Origin of the sequence: Staphylococcus sp. HMSC065D05 (assembly GCF_001813195.1) — a bacterium.
Taxonomy (GTDB): Bacteria; Bacillota; Bacilli; order Staphylococcales; family Staphylococcaceae; genus Staphylococcus; species Staphylococcus epidermidis.
Genome location: NZ_KV811730.1, coordinates 150,087 through 169,152 on the forward strand (window position 1 = coordinate 150,087; position 19,066 = coordinate 169,152).

The following is a 19,066-nucleotide window of genomic DNA, read 5'->3' on the forward strand; positions in this document are numbered from 1 at the left end:
ATTTTTATTTTAGGGAAAAGAGATGTCTAGAAGGAATTCATATTTACAGATAAATAGGAGGAATCTTTAATGATTTTACGTTATGCTACAAATTTAAAACTAGCTAAAGAATTATATGATGCAAGTAAACCTAAATTAAAAGGCGATCAAGGTATGATTGATACGTTCACTAATACATTTGGTTTACCGGAAAACTCAGTTAAATTAGCAGGTGGCGTTGAAGCTGCAGCTGCTGGTTTATTTGCTGCAAGTTTTTTAAATAAAAATATTTCACGCTTAGGCTCACTTGCAGCAATTTCAGTACTTGGTGTTGCAGCTTACAAACATTTTGAAGCAGGGCATGGTAAAAAAGGTGCACAACATGCTTTAGACTTATTAGGTTTATCAACACTTAGCTTATTAGATACTTTTTCTTGTAAAAAATAAGTACTTCAACATATAAATATATATTAAATAAAATAACAGCGGTAATTTCCTTATTAATCTTATCAAGGAATTACCGCTTCTTTTATGTTATCTATCAACGAAAAAAAATGCATTCAATTCATCAGTCTAGATGAATACGACAATGATTATTTCTTGTATTTATTAAGCAATGCTGGAGGAACATGACATAAATAATAATCCTCCGGAAATTTCTCAAGATGATTCTGATGTTCTTCTGCACTCTTCACATAATTACTTAGAGGTTGTACTTCGACCATTACTTGTTTCGCGTCTTCCCTGCGCTTAATGTAGTCTTTTGCTTCATTTAAATGCTTCGAACTTTCACTATACACGCCTGTTCGATATTTTTGACCCTTGTCTTGACCTTGTTGATTTAAACTATAAGGATTTATCATTTCAAACAAATAATCCAGCAGCATATGTATTGAAGTTTTTGCAGGATCAAAGTGTATCTTCACACATTCGGCATAGCCATCATAAGGAGCATCTAAACATTTCGACGTTCCATTTGCCCTTCCAGCTTCTGTTTGAATAACTCCTGGAATCGTATTAAAAAAAGCTTGAGTTCCCCAGAGACATCCACCAGCAAAATATACCGTTTCCATATCCTCACTCCCTAAAACAAATGTGTTAACTCCCTTTTCAATAATAAAGAATTCAAAATAAGTCTCTCAGTTCATTCAATTACAATCAAATAAGAAAAGAACCTGTACATATGATTGATGTATCAGGTTCCATATTATTAACTTGATTACTCTGTTCATTCTGTCTTACTAAGGCATCAATAATTTGATACCCTTCACAATATTAATAATAAATAATACAAGCGAAGCGATAAGTAGAATACCTCCAATAATTACTCCTATCACTAGTACAGCAACTCCATTTGTCGAATCAATCAAGGATAGTCCAGCAGCAAATGATATAAGTCCTAATGCCAAACACACCCAACTCAATATATGGTTAAATAATGCATTTCTTGAATACGTAGATGCTGGTGGTTGTCCAACAATCCATACGATTAATGGAAACAATACAGGTGCAAAAAATACACTTAGATAACTTAAAGCCCCTAACATATCATCCGTTTTATCATGATAGCTTTTATCAAAATTTTCCATACAATCAATCACCTCAATTTAAATATAAACACATTCTGAGAATTCATTTAAGTGATATGGAATACAATTACAATATTGTAAGTTTCGATACAAAAATACTAATGATTAACCACTTAATGCTTGTACTAATGCATATTTAAATGTTGATACCGGCACAGCATTAGCATGACGTTGTTGTAGTGCTAAACGTGTTTCAAATTGACCACGATGATTTCCTATCTCTTTCAAAGCGTTACTCAACTGACTTATATCATTTACAAGAAACTGATTTTCTATTGCAACGAAATCTTGGTTATGAACAACCTCTTTATATCCCATAATTAACAATTGATGATTATATGCGCTTCTTACAGCATTCCCTATTTCGTTCCCCTCATTAATGTCTAAATAGATATCACATTGTTGATATAAGGTTTGAACTGTTTGATCTTTAATTATTGGATATAATTTAACATTTTCATATTGCGATAAACTTAATAATTTTGAAGACATCTCAGTTTTAGCGCCTATGTGAAATTGATAATCTTTATGCAAACGTATCAACGTTTCAACATGTGGTATTTGATCTGAATTTGTTAATGTTAATACATTCTTAGAATATTGATTCCGTTTATACATGTCATATAAGTAACCAGATGCATATACTTTCTGTTGTTCCTCTCTAGATAGTTGTTCTTTGATCAATTTATATTCATTTTGATTAGGAACAATAACGGCAAAGCGACTTTGAAGGTTTTGTGATAACATGACTTTCATATTTCCTGGGATATAACCATGAGATTGCTCTTGCCAAAATAAAATACCTTTTTTCAATGTCGGTAAATGATAAATTGCTAAAAATGGTGTTGATAAAGTATTAAATATAACTTCTTTTATCTCAACGCCCATTTCACTCAAGTAAAATTTAATCCACTCTGTATATGACTCAAAAAAATAAGATTTCCCTTCATATTCTACAACTACATCGTTAGTTACATAATTCTCATAAATCACTTCTTTACCTTCACGTGTCATATACTTTTTTAATATTGCATTACCTAACAAATCATAAACTGTTTCAGCAAATTTAAATCCTTCTTTTGTATAATAATCAACCGAACGCAAACGCTGTTTTGAATCAAGCCACTCTACATGGCTAACTACCCGTGTCTTATAATGTTCCTTATAAAAGATTTTACCTCTAAGCTCACCCATATCTGTAATGGTAGCCATTGTCGCATCTCCTTTAATTTCCCAAAAAGGAGGCGTATCAATATCATTAAAAAAAGCAGGGGTATCATCTTCATAAATTTGATATGCTGCGAAAAAACGATACGGCGATGTCACATCATCAGGTAAAAAACCATCATCATTAATTACAATCGTAAAATGATTGTAACCAGCATGCTTAAGAGAGTGATGTAATTCCTGTGTTTCTTGATTATAATTTTCGAATAAATTAATCATATAGCACCTCTTCAATGAGTTGTCTCCATAGATCAACAATATGCGATGTTTTAAATGATTCTGCAATGTTATACGATACCTCATGTGCCCTTATGGGACCATCTTTAAAATATCGAATAATCATATGAGCGATTTGCGTTGTGATATCATCAGTAGACGCTTGTTCAAAATCTATCGATATCAAATAGCCATTTTGATGATGTCGAATAAATGTCGGACTGCCATAATTCACATCAAATCCAATCATACCTAAACCTGAGCCAACCGCTTCCATTAATGTCATGCCGAATCCTTCACTTTGTGAGGCAGCTATGAATAATTCATATTGCTGATATATTGTACGAAGATTTCTATGTCCTTTAATTTGTATGTAATCCTCAGCACGATGTTTGATAATAATATTTTTAATTTTTTCTTGTTCTTCTCCTTGTCCGTAGATATCAAAACTCAATTGAGGTAACTGATGTTTAGCTTTAATCACAGCTTCCACTATCCAATCAACATGTTTTTCGGTAGCAAGACGTGATGCGGTTATGATGGAATATGGTTTTCTTTCTTTTTCAGGATATTGTAACGATTCTATACTACCTACTGGAATTGTACGTATACGTGGGCAATCATTCTTATATTGTTTAAATTGTTCACTTAGTGTATGCCTTTGCAAATCTGTCGCTGTGATAAAGAAATCAATATACTGTGCATTTTCGAATTGATACTCATAATAATTATTCCATAAAATGTGAGTCCCATCAGTCGCCCCTTCACTGAAATGTTCAGCGTGAACGACTACGCCAACTTTACTGGATCCCTTGTTTTCTAATATGGCTTGTCCCACATCAGTTGCTCGATCAATAATAATGATATCATCTGAATCCAATCGCAATTGGCGTATAAAGTATGCGACGAGTGCTTGTTTACTGTATAAACGTGCATCATCAAACACAAAAACATGTTCATCTTCATCTATATATTCGCGGTATGCAATTGATCCATCTTCATTATAAAATTGACGCATATATATTTTAGCTTTATTGTCAAAAGGAGCATAATACTCCGAGAATGTTCTTACATAGCTATAAAAATCTTTCCTAATTAACATTCCATTCACTACAAACTCCGCACGATCAACGTAATGTTCGTTAGCATTTTTTAAATAGCAGGTTACGAATGTTTGCTGATTATTTAAATAGAGTCGTAATACTTTACCGTTTTGTTCTTTTCGAGTAACCTCATTACCTAACTCTGAAATTAAATCATCAACTGTGTACGTTGTAGGAGCGATTTTTACGTCTGTGAAGTATTGATATAGCCAAATAACTTCATCATCTTTAAAACCTATGTTGCTTGTTAGTGTTTGAATATTTTCTGATTGAATAAAATCTAAAAATATAAATTTTGTTGGATAAGGTAATTGCCTTAATAGTTTTGCTCGATACACTTGTGCATATTCAACACCACTACTGGCCCAACCGATTCCAAAATTGATATTATAAATCGTCATGTCTAACACCTCTTTGTTTATGGGAAATGAATGACCATATCTCCGTCCTTATCAAAGGTTAGAATACTTAAACATAAATTTCTAACCATCTTCCTTTTTATATCTTCAGACATATATTCATACGTTTCAAGAGCAACTTTGTGATATTCAAAAATGACATTACGCTGTCCATTTTGTCGATTGTTTACACTGGCTTTAAGTTGTTGTAAGTTATCTACTTGCTCAATCCATTCGCTATCTATCGCTTTCAAGATTGATTTTTGAATGAAACGAAGTTTTAAATATGAATCCGTCGCAATTTCTAAACGATTGTTAAATTGTTGAGTAAATTGTTGTATTAAGAATTGTATGATTTCTTCATCATTTTGCATATTAATATTTGATACATCTTCATCAAAGATAAAACTTAAGTTTTCGTATATATAATTCACAAGTGCACGTTCACTACTTAAGCCAAGATTTTTAACGTCTTTTGTAAACACATCTCGTGCAAGCTGTTCAAAATTAAAATCATCAAAATCGCTTGCTTCAAGTATGTGATTACGTTCAGCATAAATTTTATCTCGTTGAACACTAATACTTTTTTCGAATTCATTTGCCATTTCTCTATTTTTCATAACAGTCTCTTCAGATACACGTTGCGCTTTATTAACAATTGACTTTACACGTTTTTTAAAGAGTGCACTACTTTCTAGTTTAGATGCATCCATCGTTTGGAGATTTTTATTTTCTGCCAAGTTAGAGTTACTCCAACGTTTTACTAAATCATCATCAAGTGATACAAAAATCTGTGAATATCCAGGATCTCCTTGGCGACCTGAGCGTCCTCTTAATTGACGGTCAACACGACTGTTATCCATATATTCATTAATTATCACTGCTAAGCCACCGATATCATGAACCTCTTTTGATAACTTTATATCAGTTCCACGCCCTGCCATACTTGTAGCAACAGTAACTGCAGATAATTGTCCCGCCTCAGCAATCATTTGTGCCTCTTTAGCTACATTTTGAGCGATTAATAAATTGTTAGGTATATCACGTTTAAATAACTCAGCTGAAAAATATTCTGCCGCTTCTGCAGTACGTGTAATTAGTAACACAGGTTGTTGAGATTCATGTATATCAATCACTGTCTTTAAAATTGCATCGTTCTTTTTGTCACCATTAGCAAATACTCTATCAGGTCTATCATCCCGTTCAATCGGACTGTGCGTCGGAATCTCTATAACAACTTTTGAATATAAATCAAAGAATTCTTTTTCCCCTAATTTACCTGTTCCAGTCATACCTGAAAATTCATCAAATTGTTTAAATAAATTTTGGAATGTTATGGTTGCCATCACACTCATATCTTGAGAAATTTCAACATTTTCCAGAGCCTCTATAGCTTGATGTAAACCAGACTGAAGCTTCGTTCCAGGTAGCATACGACCAGTGATTCTATCTATAAGCACAATCTCACCATCAAAAATAAAATAGTCTAAATTATATTTGAATAAATACTTAGCTCTAAGCGATAAATGAATCATCCTCACTAAATCAAAATATTGCTGTTGGTATATATTATTCACTTTGAAATAATGGTTTGCTTTTTCCGAGCCCTCATCAGTGAGCCACACTTCTTTTTTATTAAAATTAACTATGAAGTCTTTATCTTTCTCAAGTGTTTCAACAAACGTTTTAACGATGTGAAATAAATTAGATTGTTCACGTGGCGCACCAGAAATAACTAAAGGCGTTTGGGCAGCATCTAATATAATAGAATCGACTTCATCAATAATAGCAAAGTTTAATTTCGGTAAAAATTTGGCACGAATATCATCAGCTAAATTATCAATTAAATAATCAAACCCTAGTCGCCCATTAGTCGTGTAAACAATGTCATGGTGGTACAGTTCATATTTTTCATTTTCAGCGTATTCGTATTCTGGAATGTCCACAAATCCTAATGATACAGACAAGCCTAGCCATTCATATAGTGGTTTCATTTCTAAAAAATCGCGTTTTGCTAAGTAATCATTTGTTGTGATTAGATAAGCACCTTTACCTGTAAGTGCATTTAAGTACAGAGGCATGGTAGCTGTAAGCGTCTTACCTTCTCCTGTTTGCATTTCTGCAATATTCCCCTGATGCATAGCGATTGCTCCTAAAATCTGCACATCTTTTGGATACATACCTAAAACTCGCTTAGAAGCCTCTCTAACTGTGGCATAAACTTGTGGCAGAATGTGATTGAGTGAAGATTTATTATCATTTAAATAAACTTTAAATTCTTTTGTCTTCGCTTGAAGTGTTTCATCACTAAAATTTGAGAATTCCTCACTCAACGCATTAATTTGATTTAATATTTTGCGCAATTTTCTTAACCTAATATTATTAATAATTTGGTTGACACCTTTAGCCATTCATATCACTCCTGTGATAGTTTGATGAGTCTAGATGATGTGTCCTTATATTGGTTATGATTTGATTAATTACTTTAAGTTTTTTCTTAGGATCTATATATTGCGTTGCCTCGTAAGCTTGATTACTATCTTCTCTTAATTCTTGCACAATTATATTGCGAAAAGATAAATGATTCATGCCAGCATTAATAAGTTCTAAATCATATGAATATGCTTCTCTAGGATAGACAATATTTTCTTTTTTATTTTTTAAAATTTGGTGACTAAGAATTTCTTTATTCTTACGATAAAATTTCATTTTAAAATAAGCCGCACCCTCAGGTTCAACTTCAAAATTAAATTGAAATTGATATTGGTGCCCTTTTTTTTAAATGGGTAGCTTAGGGCTTACACGGTCTTCTGCAAAATCAGTTAACATATACCAACTGTGAATGATTGTACCGGATGGCATCAAAGGGTTCTCAAAATAGATATTATCTTGATTAAAACGTAATTTTGTACCATACATAAACGTTGATGAATTAACTAGTCGCCATTTGACTTCAAATTTCCTATTTTCTTGCATGTGTCACCCTCCCAAATCGCTCTTCCATGATTAAATGATAAAAATTAATAAACCAATGAGTAACAGTAGCAGAATCATCGTTATGTCTACCAGGAATTCTTTTACTTATCACACGTGCATGTTGTTTTGTAAGAACAGGCAATAAATCTTGAAATGCATATTTGTCATAATCATCATGCTCCATGTAAGCAATCGCAAATGTTGTCATTGACAAATCACTATGCTGAATTTGCTTCCAAAAATGATTATCTAACTGAACAACATCTTTGTTAGTTATGTCATTTTGATTCAATCGCAAAATATCAAGTGACGTTCCAAAATCGTCTGGACGAACGAGTTTCATATTATTAGCAATAGTACCGAGATTTATCAAAGGTTTTCCTACAATAACAGCCGCTGGATTTAATTTTGTAGCGTAATAAAGTGCGCCAAATGATCCCATTGATAACCCTGAAAGAATTAATTGGTTGTTCGCAAATCCCAAATAATCCAAAGCATTTTGGATGACCTTACGGATTGCCTGTTCATAATTCTCTGACCCTAGGTAAAAGGCACCACCTTCGATTCTAGGATCCACTATTAAAATAAATGGAGCATTCATGCGTTTCATCATAAAGTACCCTTCAAAGCCCTCAGCAGTACGATACCCACTAAAATATACATTGAGTGGTGGTTTTAAATCTCCAGGATGAAAGTAATGTATAAATTCTTGCTTATTTTCATCACTATATCGTTTTCCGCCTAATATGAACTGCCCTAATTCCAAGCGTGACCAACGTTTATGAATAGCACCTATAAATAATGTTCCTTTACCTTTAGCTTTGATTGATACACTCACATATGTTTGATAAGGACGAGCAGGTAGTTCTATGGGAGCGTCTAAATCGTCTTGTTCATATATTAGCTTTTCTACTGGTTGATCAGTTGAATAAACAGGCGTCAATCTCAATGTATATTGGATTTTAGCATCACCTTCAACTTTAAATTCTGGCCATATTTGATTCACCTTATTGGCATCAGCGATGATATTTTGACTCCATGTAATGAGGGGTTGGTATGATTCCCCAAATCGTCCTGATACTTCAATAGATTCATTTCCATTAAATTGATAAGAACCATCAAAATGAATACTAACGCGACAATGAATAGGTTTTACTTTATCTCCATATTGCCCAGGAAATGTAACTGCTTCTAATTTTTGTTGTAATTGTTCTTCATTTTCATAAATGAGTGGTTTTATAAAATTACGTTGTATTGTCTTATCTTGTTGGTAACGAATAAAAAACTAACTTTAAATAAAGTTAGTTTTAAAATTATTGATTAATGAATTTCTTTAGACAAAATATTATTTACCATTGTCCGTTGTTGTATTGATACATCCCTTCTTTTAAATATATTCCCCAAAATATATAACACAATATGCCTAGCCCCATGGAATCAAATAAAATAATATGATTCATATTAACAAAGATAGTGATTAAAAATAATAAAATAGTTATACTCATTGGAAAAGTAACTAAAAGTACCATATGAAGCATGTATATCGTACATAAAGTAAGTCCTATTATTCCAGTAAAGATAATCATACCGAAAATGATATTACTCGTTTCTACATTAAAGTATTGTATTTCTGAACTCGCTTTTATCATCGGTATACCAAAACCGCTTCCTAAAAAAGGATGCTCAGTTAGCGCATAATCAATAGCTTTAATATTCATATCACTCGGCATAAAGACTTCCTGGCTATTCTTCCCTTTTAAGATTAGTTTAATAAAAAGGTGATAAATGTATGGTTGATTTATTATAGCAATTGTCATTAGTATCATAGCACCAATTATGGGATGTTTAATTCTCTTTTTCATGTGAGATAACGGTAATAGAAGCATTAGACATAAAATAACAGATATAAAAATATGACGAGAATTTGATAAATAGAGCTCTATCATTCCAATATTTAACAATAATAAATTGAATACATCATAATCTTGTTGTTTGATTTTTGTTACCATATATAAAACTAGTCCCATAGCAAGAATAATTGCGAATGAATGTTCATCTTTGAAAACACTTCGAAGTGATTCCCCATCAATTAAATATGATTTTGGCGCTATAACTATAAGTAAAAAAGTAAAGGCAATCATTAGCGTGATAAATTGATTAATCCAGTTAATAAGATTTTTTATCTTTTTTATTAAACTAACATACATAACAATCAAAATTAGCGGTATAAAGAAGTTAAGCAATTTAAGAATAGATTCTATCGGATCGTTAGATACAACTAAACTCATTATGATATAAAGTAGCATAATAATCATAGTAGATTTGATAAACCTTAATATCATTTCATTTCTTATCCAATTTTTTACATATTTAAATAGAAAAAATACCCCAATGACATAAGTCAAGATATATTTCATACTTACTATGTAATACGTCATCTCTAGTGTGTCAAAGGGAGTATATATCTGCGATCTGAGCATATAGAGTATGATTAATTGAACGACACCTAGTGCCCCTCTTTTAAGAAGTAATAAAGATAAAGCGATAGATATCATTAATGTCCATTTATTAGGAATGCTAACCATAAAAATGGATAAGATAATCAACCATTCGATAAATTTACGTTGAGTGATGTTTAAAAATTGTTTCATGATATAAGCCTCAAGTTGTCTAATTCGTGATGTAAGTGTTTAATCAATTTTTAATTATGAACATGTTATTATATTTCTATTATAAATAATTAAACGCTATCAACAAAATATTTTTCTAAATATTTTTATTATATTTTAGAATTATAACATGAATACATTCCTACCGAAAATTAAAATGATGAATATGCCGTATGTCTTAAATTAAAATTTTTATTCCAATAAATGAAAACAATTAATGCTTTAGACAATGAACATATCCTTTCACCATAAATGCACTAAACGATACGTTTACGAACCGCGCCAGATATTAAATCAACTAAAGCGACCATCGCAATCAAACCAATTAGAATCATGCCCACTCGGTCCCAAGATCGTGTTTGTAAAGCAAAAATTAATGGTGTACCTATGCCACCTGCGCCGATTAATCCTAAAATGGAGGCTGAACGTAAATTCAATTCAAATCGATATAAAATAAGTGAAATAAACGATGGTAAAATTTGTGGTATTACAGCAAACATTAACGTCTTCATTTTATTTGCTCCACTCGCTTTTAAAGATTCTACAGCGCTAAAATCTAAACTTTCAATATCTTCAACAAAAAGTTTCCCTAACATACCGACTGAATGAATCCCCAGTGCAAGTACACCTGAAAACGAACCCGGTCCAACAGCTTTAATAAATATTAACGCCATTACAATTTCAGGAAACACACGTATAATGCTTAATATGAATTTACTTATACCCGTAACTGGTCGTAATTTCATCATATTTTTAGCGCCTAAAAATGCAAAAGGAATACATATAATTGATGCAATGAACGTGCCAATTACTGCAATAGCAAAAGTTTCCAGCAAACCTCTAAGTAAATCTTCACCATCAGGTATATATATGTAACTTAAATCTGGATGAAATAATCCGTAAAAGATAGACTTTAATATTTCAATAGACTTACTTTTAAGTTCAAGGCCTGGAATCCCTGCAAACGCCCATATAATTATAGCTGCAACAACAATGACTATAATCCAATTTTTAATTATTCGTTGACGATGTTTTTTTGATTTTAATTCATATTTACTATCCAACGTATTCATGCTAATCTTTCCCTCACTTTCGAACTCACATAGTCAATAATCACTACAATGATTAGAGTGAACAGGATAATCATTGCTGTCTTCTTATATTGAAATAATCCTAACGTTTGATCGTAGAACAACCCAATACCACCTGCGCCAACAAGACCTAAAACTGCTGATGCCCGAATGTTAATTTCAAAAGCAAATAGCACATATGACATAAATGATGAAAGTGCTTGAGGAACAACGCCAAATGCAATCCATTTCACTTTATTAGCCCCTACAGCTGTCATAGCTTCCATAGGTCCTGGATCAATTGTTTCTAATGATTCATATAATAATTTACCAATGATACATATTGTTAGAACAAAAAGTGCTAATACACCCGGAATTTGTCCAATACCAAATATGGCTACAAATACGGCAGCTAATAATAAATCAGGTATTGTGCGTACAATATTAAGAACAAAACGTGATGGTATCGCAATCCATTTAGTTTGAACAATATTACTCGCACATAGTAGCGCTATTGGAATGGAGACAATACTTCCTAGAAAAGTACCGACAATTGCCATACGAATCGTGTCTAGCATTGGTTGTGTAATATGATCTAGATAACCCCAATCTGGTGGTATCATTTGTTTGAAGAATACGCCAATTTGTGGAAGACCTATCATTAAATCTCCAATGCTAAAACCAGTATAAATAAAACTCCAAATAATCAAACCCGTGATTAAAATAATTGAAAAGCTAGTTTTAAGAGACATCCGTTTATTTAAATAGCGATTATATTTATGCGTTGTTGGTGTCGTCACTTTATTCCACCCCTAATTTTTCATCGTCCTTAATAGAGCGACCGTATATATGATTAAATACTTCATCATTTGCCTCAGACGCGGGACCATCATAAACGAGCTCTCCCGCTCTTAAACCAATTATTCTCGAGCCGTATTCCTTTGCCAAATCTACAAAGTGTAAATTAATCAAAATAGTAATACCTAGTTCTTCATTGATTTTCTTTAAGTCATCCATCACTTGTTTTGTAGTTAATGGATCTAATGAAGCAACTGGTTCGTCTGCTAATATAATGGTTGGTTCCTGACATAACGCTCTAGCTATTGATATACGTTGTTGTTGACCACCTGACAACTGGTCAGAGCGTTGGTCATATTTATCTAAAATGTTGACACGTTCTAAAGCATTCATTGCCTTGACTTTATCTTCCTTAGGAAAAAGACCAAGTATCATTTTCCAAGTAGGGTGGTATCCTACCCTACCACTCAAAACATTTCTAAGCACTGTTGAACGCTTAACTAAGTTAAAATGTTGAAAAATCATCCCTATACTTCGACGCATTTCTAATAATTTTTTACCGCGTGCTTTAGTTATTGATTGACCTTCGATAGTAATTTCACCTTTGGAAATATCATGTAGCCGATTAACCGATCGTAGTAATGTTGATTTACCTGCTCCAGACAATCCAACAATAACTGCAAAATCACCTTTTTCTATATTTAAGTTAATATCTTTTAATCCCACATGGCCATTTGGATACACTTTACTAACATCCTTAAATTCGATTTGACTCATCAACAAACACCCTTCTTTTATAAAGAAAAGCTATGAGACTCAAACCGCAAGAGGTCTACAAACCTTCACGTTTAATCCCTTAGCTTTTCTTTTTATAATTCATTCAATTTATTTTATTTCATATCATGAACAGCTTTTTCATATTGTCTAACGATATCAAAGTCTGAATCTTTAGTATCAACATAACCTTCATGAGAGTATACCTCGCTAATGATTTTATGACCTTTTTTAGTTTTAGAAATTTCTTTAAAAGCTTTTTTCAATTTATCTTGGAATTTTTTATCCATATCAGGACGTACTGAAATCGTATCATTAGGAATAGGTTTAGTGAGTTTTAATATTTTAGTATCTTTAAATACATTTGGTTGATCTTTTTTTACAACTGTACGTGCATCATTAAATACAGCTGCTGCATCCACATCTCCATTTAACAATGAAATAACTGCTTGGTCGTGTCCTTTAACATTGACTATCTTCATATCTTTTGTTGCATCAATACCAGCTTCTTTTTTTAATGTTACTAGAGGGAATGTATATCCTGCTGTAGAAGTTACATCTTGTAATGCTATTTTTTTACCTTTTAAATCTTTGAGACTATTAATACCAGAGTCCTTTTTAACAAGGATTTCTGATTTATAATCATCAACTAACTTTTTACTTGGAGATCCATCTTCATTAACGTCGTAACGTTCTGCCTTTAATAATAAATCCGCTGCCTTTTGATCGTGTGCTAAAGTATATGCAGTTGGTGGCAAGAAACCAACATCCACTTTCTTAGATTTCATCGCTTCAACTATCGTGTTGTAGTTTGTTGAAACTGATACTTTAACCGGAATCCCTAATTTATCTGACAACAATTTTTCTAACGGTTTTGCCTTAGCTTCAAGTGTATCAGCATTTTGAGATGGTACAAATTGTACTGTTAATTCTTTAGGTGTATAACTACCTGATTTTGAATCTGATCCGCTATCAGAACTTTTATTATTATTCAAAGAACTTGAATTCCCACAGGCTGCTGCAAAAATAACCACCGATAAAACAAGCACCACTAAAAACTTAAGATTTTTCATTCTACTTACTGTCCCCTTCATATCAATATTGGTGTAATATGTATATTTTTGAAACTATATTTATAGATTAGCATATCTTATAAGTGATGGGTATTTAATTTTAATTAAAATTATAAATTTTTTATAATAAATCGTAAGAAATTGTAAAAAATCTGTTAAGCAAGCACAATACGCTATACTTTTATACTATACTTTTTAAAAATTCCATCTTTTATATAAGGAGTAATCATAGAGATGAAAATATTTAAAACTTTAAGTTCTATACTAGTTACATCTGTTCTTTCTGTGACTGTGATTCCATCAACATTTGCATCAACAGAATCTACTGCTACAAATCAGACACAACAAACAGTACTTTTTGATAATTCTCACGCTCAAACTGCGGGCGCTGCCGATTGGGTGATTGATGGCGCTTTCTCAGATTATGCAGATTCAATGAGAAAGCAAGGTTACCAAGTTAAAGAACTAGAAGGAGAATCAAACATTTCTGATCAATCTTTACAGCAGGCGCATGTATTAGTTATTCCCGAAGCTAACAATCCATTTAAAGAAAATGAGCAGAAAGCAATCATTAATTTTGTTAAAAATGGTGGTAGCGTCATTTTCATCTCAGACCACTATAATGCCGATCGTAATTTAAACCGTATTGATTCTTCAGAATCAATGAATGGTTATCGACGTGGCGCATACCAAAATATGACTAAAGATATGAATAATGAAGAAAAAAATTCTAACGTTATGCATAACGTTAAGAGTTCTGATTGGCTCTCACAAAACTTCGGTGTTCGTTTTAGATATAATGCACTTGGAGATATCAATACTCAAAATATCGTTTCAAGCAAAGATAGTTTTGGTATTACTAAAGGTGTACACTCAGTTTCAATGCACTCAGGTTCAACATTAGCAATAACTAATCCTAATAAAGCTAAAGGCATTATTTATATGCCCGAACATTTAACACATAGTCAAAAATGGTCTCACGCAGTTGATCAAGGTATTTACAATGGTGGTGGCATCAACGAAGGACCTTATGTAGCCATTTCAAAAATTGGTAAAGGAAAAGCTGCATTTATTGGTGATAGCTCTCTCGTAGAAGATCGTTCACCTAAATATCTTCGTGAAGATAATGGGAAACCTAAAAAAACGTACGATGGTTTTAAAGAACAAGATAATGGAAAGTTATTAAATAATTTAACAACATGGCTAGGCAAAAAAGAATCTCAATCTTCTATGAAAGACATGCGTATTAAACTTGATCATAAAACACCGTTACTTAACTTTGAGCAACCTGAGAATTCAATTGAACCTCAAAAAGAACCGTGGACTAACCCAATAGAAGGTTACAAATGGTATGATCGTTCAACATTTAAAAAAGGGAGTTATGGAAGTGATCAACAGGGGGGAGACGATGGAGTAGATGACAATAGCTCTTCTCATCAAAAACAAAATGGCAAAGTTGAATTAACTTTACCTCAAAATATCCAACCGCATCATCCATTTCAATTTACAATCAAACTCACGGGATATGAGCCTAATAGCACAATTAACGATGTAAGAGTTGGACTTTATAAAGATGGAGGTAAGCAAATCGGTAGCTTTTCTTCTAACCGTAACCAATTCAATACTCCCGGCTATAGTCCTAGCCAATCAATTAAAACAACTGGAGCGGGTGAAGCCTCAATCACACTCACAGCTAGAGTGACAGATGAAATTAAAGATGCTAATATTCGTGTTAAACAAGGGAAAAAAATTCTATTAACTCAAAAAATGAATGAAAATTTTTAACACCGATAATAACTTAGTGTTGAAAAGTGAGACATTGTTTTTAATTTATATATCACATAACTATGTCTCTTCCCCGTACTTGAGGAGGTTAATTCAATGTCTCAAATTGCTTTCTATATCCTTAGTGATGTCCACGGTTTTATATTCCCAACAGATTTTTCATCAAGAGGAAAAGATTTACCCATGGGGTTGTTAAAAGCCAATCATCTTATCGAGCAAGACTGCGTGCACTATGACGACAGTGTAAAGATTGATAATGGAGACTTCTTACAAGGTTCTCCATTATGTAACTACTTAGTATCTAAATTAAAGAGTAGTCTCCCATTAACATCAATATATAATCGTTTAGGGTTTGATTTTGGAACTGTTGGCAATCATGAATTTAATTATGATTTACCTTATCTAAAACAGGCCATCAATCAACTTCATTACCCAGTTTTGTGTGCAAATATAATTGAAAATACACAGCCATTCACTGGCCAAGGTATTCATTATTTTAAAGTAAATGGTTTAACTATAGGAACTATTGGTTTAACCACTCAGTATATCCCTCATTGGGAACAACCTGAATACATTAAGACACTCACTTTTAACAGTGCTGTCCAAACATTAAAATCTGAGTTACCTACACTTAGGGAAAAGAGTGATATTGTAGTAGTAAGTTATCATGGTGGCTTTGAACGTGATTTAGATAGTGGCATCCCGACTGAGGCGCTTACTGGGGAAAACGAAGGATATGATATTCTAAGTCAGTTTAGCGATAATATCGATGTGTTGATAACCGGCCATCAACATCGTGATATTGCGACAATCAAGAACCAAACAGCCATCATTCAACCAGGTTCAAAAGGTACAAAAGTTGGAAAAATAGTTATTGAATATACGCATGATAAAAAAGTATTAATTAAAGAATGTAACTTAATGAATGTTCATAACAATACCTCCTTTAAGCCGAATGACGAAGATATCGTTTTACGTAATCAATTAGAAGATTGGCTTGATACTCAAATCGCAGAACTCCCCTACGCTATGAGAATAAACAATTCATTTGAGGCAAGAAAATCACCGCATGCATTTGTTAACATTCTTAATTATATTTTACTAGAAAAAAGTGGTGCAGATATTGCATGTACAGCACTATTTGATTCCGCAAATGGCTTTGATGAGAAAGTAACCATGCGTGATATCATCAATAATTATCCTTTTCCTAATACTTTTAAAGTGATAGAACTTAGTGGAAAAGATATTAAACTTGCAATTGAACGAAGCGCAAGTTATTTTGACATTGTTAACCATAAAATCACAGTTAATAAAGAGTTTCTAGAACCTAAACCTCAGCATTTCAACTATGACATATTTGCAGGTATCCAATATACAATTCATGTTGGTCATCCTTACGGTGAACGTGTTAGTGATTTGCAAATTAATGATGCACCACTACAAAGTGATCAAATATATACAATATGCGTAAATAATTATAGAGCTGTTGGTGGTGGGAATTATGATATGTATGTTAACAAACCTGTGATAAAAGATATTCAAATCGAAGGTGCTCAATTGTTAATAGATTACTTATCTCACAATGATTTATCTCAAATCCCACAAGTGATCGATTTCAATGTTGTTAAGTAATCCCTCTTTCTATTAAAGTATCATTGCTGAAAAGTTTGATTGTATAAAGAAAAATCCTTATAGAGGTGTCGCCACACTTCTATGAGGATTTTTTAATAATCATGAATATTCATTAAAAGTGACATGTTTCTTTTCATAAAGTTGATTAACAAGATTAAGAAGCATACCCAACACTATAATCCCACCAGATATCATAGTAATTTGAATGTAAGGTAATCCTACTGATAATAATATAGATCCAATAATTGCACCAAGAAAATTAGCAACATTGAAAATAGAAGCTGCTAACGTGCTTGCAAGAAGTGGTGCTTCTTTTGCACTTAAGATAATTTTGCTATTAAGTAACGGTGTTGTACCAAATGTACCAAAACCGAATAAGAAGCAAATGATTAATGCTAATATTGAATTTTGAATAACAGTAACAAATAGTACGATTGTTAAAAATAGTAAAAGAAATGTAAGGTATAAATTTTTTGTTAATTTATTTTCCGGTACATTACCAGTAATTAAATTCCCTATTACACCGCCTAAACCAAACATAAATAAACAAACAGTTAAACCTACAATTTTAAATGGAGAAAAATCTCGTATCATTGGCTCCATAAATGTATAAGTAGTAAACACACCAGAGTAACCAAACACAATAATGGCAATCACAATTAAAATGTGTGGATTCTTAAACACTGTTAATTCTTTGCTAATATTTGCTTCTGCACTTAAAGAAACGTTGGGAACAAATTTAATCATTCCTAACATAGTAATGATTGCCAACACAATCATGAATCCAAAAACAACTCTCCAATTTGCAAAGCCACCTAAAAATGATCCGAATGGTACACCTAACATTACAGCAATAGTTAAACCTGCCTGAACAAGTGCAATGGCCTGTGTTTTTTTAGCAGGAGGTGCGACTGTCGCAGCAACACTCATACACACACCGAAGAATGGCGCATGCATTGCCGCAGACATGAGTCTTGATAATAACAATACATTAAAATTCGGTGCAAGCATCCCCACTATATTACTTATTATAAAAATCGCAACTAATATTGGTAACAGACGATGGGCGTGAACTTTCAATGTAATGATTCGCATTAAAGGACCTATCAATGCAACACTAATAGCATAAACACTAATTAATAAGCCAGCACTCGAAACAGAAACCTTCATATCGTCAGCGATTTGTGTAAGTAAGCCTGTCACTACATATTCAGCCATTCCTACTGTAAATGTTCCTATCATAAATATAATGAACAACATTTTATTATCTTTCATGAGCGTTTCCTCCCTTTTCTTAATATCAAAAAATCAATATGAGTGGTATATTATAAAAAATTCGTCTCAATGTGAAGAGTATGTTTTCAAATTTTCATCTTCCTCAAATATTAATCTCATAAGTTTTCATATTGTTTTCATGTAATAATATTAAGACAATTTATGATGACTTGATATAAAGCATACGTTTAAATATGTCTGATTGAATTGATTTAATTTTGATAAATAAAATTGAATATTCATGAAATAATGTCGATTTTTTGACGAACCCTCTTATAATACGTTTTCTTTTCCCTGTTTGATTATAATTAAATGATTTTTTAAATAACTCGACAGTAAATATCTTTAAATTCATTTTAATATTTGAAGGTGATTGGGTGATCTGAAATTAAAACAGTTACCTAAAAATTAATTGTAGTATGGACAATGTAGTAGTATGTGATTAATGTCGATTGAATGATAATCACAGTCCGAATTGTATATATATTTTAAGTAGCTTAAT

The 19,066-nt window shown here is 32.3% G+C and carries 14 protein-coding genes and 2 pseudogenes; 3 read left to right on the plus strand and 13 right to left on the minus strand.

Annotated elements, in window-relative coordinates:
- Window positions 1-69: 69 nt before the first annotated feature.
- A complete protein-coding gene (locus HMPREF2897_RS02320) occupies window positions 70-426 on the plus strand; it encodes a hypothetical protein (protein WP_002446941.1) in 357 nt (118 codons plus the stop codon).
- A 146-nt stretch (window positions 427-572) separates the two neighbouring features.
- Here HMPREF2897_RS02320 and HMPREF2897_RS02325 read toward each other — a convergent pair whose 3' ends face one another.
- The 12 genes and pseudogenes from HMPREF2897_RS02325 to HMPREF2897_RS02380 form a co-directional block, all read right to left on the minus strand.
- Window positions 573-1,052, minus strand: a complete 480-nt coding sequence (locus tag HMPREF2897_RS02325) for a peptide-methionine (S)-S-oxide reductase (RefSeq protein ID WP_002446940.1) — start codon at window positions 1,050-1,052, stop codon at window positions 573-575.
- Window positions 1,053-1,220: 168 nt separating this feature from the next.
- Entirely contained in the window at window positions 1,221-1,568 is a 348-nt protein-coding gene (locus tag HMPREF2897_RS02330) for a magnetosome magnetite crystal formation protein family (RefSeq protein ID WP_002446939.1), read from the minus strand.
- A gap of 105 nt (window positions 1,569-1,673) precedes the next feature.
- Window positions 1,674-3,014 (minus strand): accessory Sec system glycosylation chaperone GtfB, encoded by a 1,341-nt coding sequence (gene gtfB, locus HMPREF2897_RS02335; RefSeq protein ID WP_002446938.1) that lies wholly within the window; start codon window positions 3,012-3,014, stop codon window positions 1,674-1,676.
- Window positions 3,007-4,515 (minus strand): accessory Sec system glycosyltransferase GtfA, encoded by a 1,509-nt coding sequence (gene gtfA, locus HMPREF2897_RS02340; protein ID WP_070592587.1) that lies wholly within the window; start codon window positions 4,513-4,515, stop codon window positions 3,007-3,009. Before gtfA ends, gtfB begins: the two co-directional genes overlap by 8 nt.
- Before the next feature lie 17 nt (window positions 4,516-4,532).
- Entirely contained in the window at window positions 4,533-6,923 is a 2,391-nt protein-coding gene (gene secA2 / locus HMPREF2897_RS02345; protein WP_070592588.1) for an accessory Sec system translocase SecA2, read from the minus strand.
- Window positions 6,916-7,488, minus strand: a pseudogene (gene asp3 / locus HMPREF2897_RS02350) (accessory Sec system protein Asp3). Before asp3 ends, secA2 begins: the two are co-directional and overlap by 8 nt.
- Window positions 7,475-8,764, minus strand: a pseudogene (gene asp2 / locus HMPREF2897_RS02355) (accessory Sec system protein Asp2); the annotation flags it as partial. The pseudogenes asp3 and asp2, both read right to left, overlap by 14 nt.
- A gap of 73 nt (window positions 8,765-8,837) precedes the next feature.
- The gene (locus tag HMPREF2897_RS02360) at window positions 8,838-10,139 is read right to left on the minus strand and encodes a hypothetical protein (protein WP_002490865.1); all 1,302 of its coding nucleotides are present in this window, start codon (window positions 10,137-10,139) and stop codon (window positions 8,838-8,840) included.
- A gap of 275 nt (window positions 10,140-10,414) precedes the next feature.
- Window positions 10,415-11,230 (minus strand): phosphonate ABC transporter, permease protein PhnE, encoded by an 816-nt coding sequence (phnE, locus tag HMPREF2897_RS02365; RefSeq protein WP_002476085.1) that lies wholly within the window; start codon window positions 11,228-11,230, stop codon window positions 10,415-10,417.
- Window positions 11,227-11,979, minus strand: a complete 753-nt coding sequence (gene phnE / locus HMPREF2897_RS02370; RefSeq protein ID WP_162832815.1) for a phosphonate ABC transporter, permease protein PhnE — start codon at window positions 11,977-11,979, stop codon at window positions 11,227-11,229. The genes phnE (HMPREF2897_RS02365) and phnE (HMPREF2897_RS02370) overlap by 4 nt, the downstream gene beginning before the upstream one ends.
- Window positions 11,980-12,028: 49 nt before the next feature.
- Window positions 12,029-12,802, minus strand: a complete 774-nt coding sequence (gene phnC, locus HMPREF2897_RS02375; protein WP_002446931.1) for a phosphonate ABC transporter ATP-binding protein — start codon at window positions 12,800-12,802, stop codon at window positions 12,029-12,031.
- 113 nt (window positions 12,803-12,915) lie between these two features.
- A complete protein-coding gene (locus tag HMPREF2897_RS02380; RefSeq protein WP_002458058.1) occupies window positions 12,916-13,872 on the minus strand; it encodes a phosphate/phosphite/phosphonate ABC transporter substrate-binding protein in 957 nt (318 codons plus the stop codon).
- A gap of 234 nt (window positions 13,873-14,106) precedes the next feature.
- Between HMPREF2897_RS02380 and HMPREF2897_RS02385 the strand changes: the two genes are divergently transcribed.
- Both HMPREF2897_RS02385 and HMPREF2897_RS02390 read left to right on the plus strand, forming a co-directional pair.
- A complete protein-coding gene (locus HMPREF2897_RS02385; RefSeq protein ID WP_070592590.1) occupies window positions 14,107-15,657 on the plus strand; it encodes a motility-associated ABC transporter substrate-binding family protein in 1,551 nt (516 codons plus the stop codon).
- Between the two features lie 96 nt (window positions 15,658-15,753).
- Window positions 15,754-17,289: a bifunctional metallophosphatase/5'-nucleotidase gene (locus HMPREF2897_RS02390; protein WP_070592592.1), complete on the plus strand. Its 1,536-nt coding sequence runs from the start codon at window positions 15,754-15,756 to the stop codon at window positions 17,287-17,289.
- A 99-nt stretch (window positions 17,290-17,388) separates the two neighbouring features.
- On the opposite strand, the gene HMPREF2897_RS02395 is transcribed toward HMPREF2897_RS02390, so the two are convergent.
- Window positions 17,389-18,564: an MFS transporter gene (locus HMPREF2897_RS02395; RefSeq protein WP_002446927.1), complete on the minus strand. Its 1,176-nt coding sequence runs from the start codon at window positions 18,562-18,564 to the stop codon at window positions 17,389-17,391.
- Window positions 18,565-19,066 lie beyond the last annotated feature (502 nt).

Bases quoted from the DNA above. Each gene is read 5' to 3' on its own strand.
- HMPREF2897_RS02390 (WP_070592592.1), top strand. From the start codon at position 15,754: ATGTCTCAAATTGCTTTCTATATCCTTAGTGATGTCCACGGTTTTATA.
- gtfB (WP_002446938.1), bottom strand. From the start codon at position 3,014: ATGATTAATTTATTCGAAAATTATAATCAAGAAACACAGGAATTACAT.
- gtfA (WP_070592587.1), bottom strand. From the start codon at position 4,515: ATGACGATTTATAATATCAATTTTGGAATCGGTTGGGCCAGTAGTGGT.
- HMPREF2897_RS02360 (WP_002490865.1), bottom strand. From the start codon at position 10,139: ATGAAACAATTTTTAAACATCACTCAACGTAAATTTATCGAATGGTTG.
- HMPREF2897_RS02330 (WP_002446939.1), bottom strand. From the start codon at position 1,568: ATGGAAAATTTTGATAAAAGCTATCATGATAAAACGGATGATATGTTA.
- secA2 (WP_070592588.1), bottom strand. From the start codon at position 6,923: ATGGCTAAAGGTGTCAACCAAATTATTAATAATATTAGGTTAAGAAAA.
- HMPREF2897_RS02395 (WP_002446927.1), bottom strand. From the start codon at position 18,564: ATGAAAGATAATAAAATGTTGTTCATTATATTTATGATAGGAACATTT.
- phnE (WP_162832815.1), bottom strand. From the start codon at position 11,979: ATGTCTCTTAAAACTAGCTTTTCAATTATTTTAATCACGGGTTTGATT.
- HMPREF2897_RS02385 (WP_070592590.1), top strand. From the start codon at position 14,107: ATGAAAATATTTAAAACTTTAAGTTCTATACTAGTTACATCTGTTCTT.
- HMPREF2897_RS02320 (WP_002446941.1), top strand. From the start codon at position 70: ATGATTTTACGTTATGCTACAAATTTAAAACTAGCTAAAGAATTATAT.
- phnC (WP_002446931.1), bottom strand. From the start codon at position 12,802: ATGAGTCAAATCGAATTTAAGGATGTTAGTAAAGTGTATCCAAATGGC.
- phnE (WP_002476085.1), bottom strand. From the start codon at position 11,230: ATGAATACGTTGGATAGTAAATATGAATTAAAATCAAAAAAACATCGT.
- HMPREF2897_RS02325 (WP_002446940.1), bottom strand. From the start codon at position 1,052: ATGGAAACGGTATATTTTGCTGGTGGATGTCTCTGGGGAACTCAAGCT.
- HMPREF2897_RS02380 (WP_002458058.1), bottom strand. From the start codon at position 13,872: ATGAAAAATCTTAAGTTTTTAGTGGTGCTTGTTTTATCGGTGGTTATT.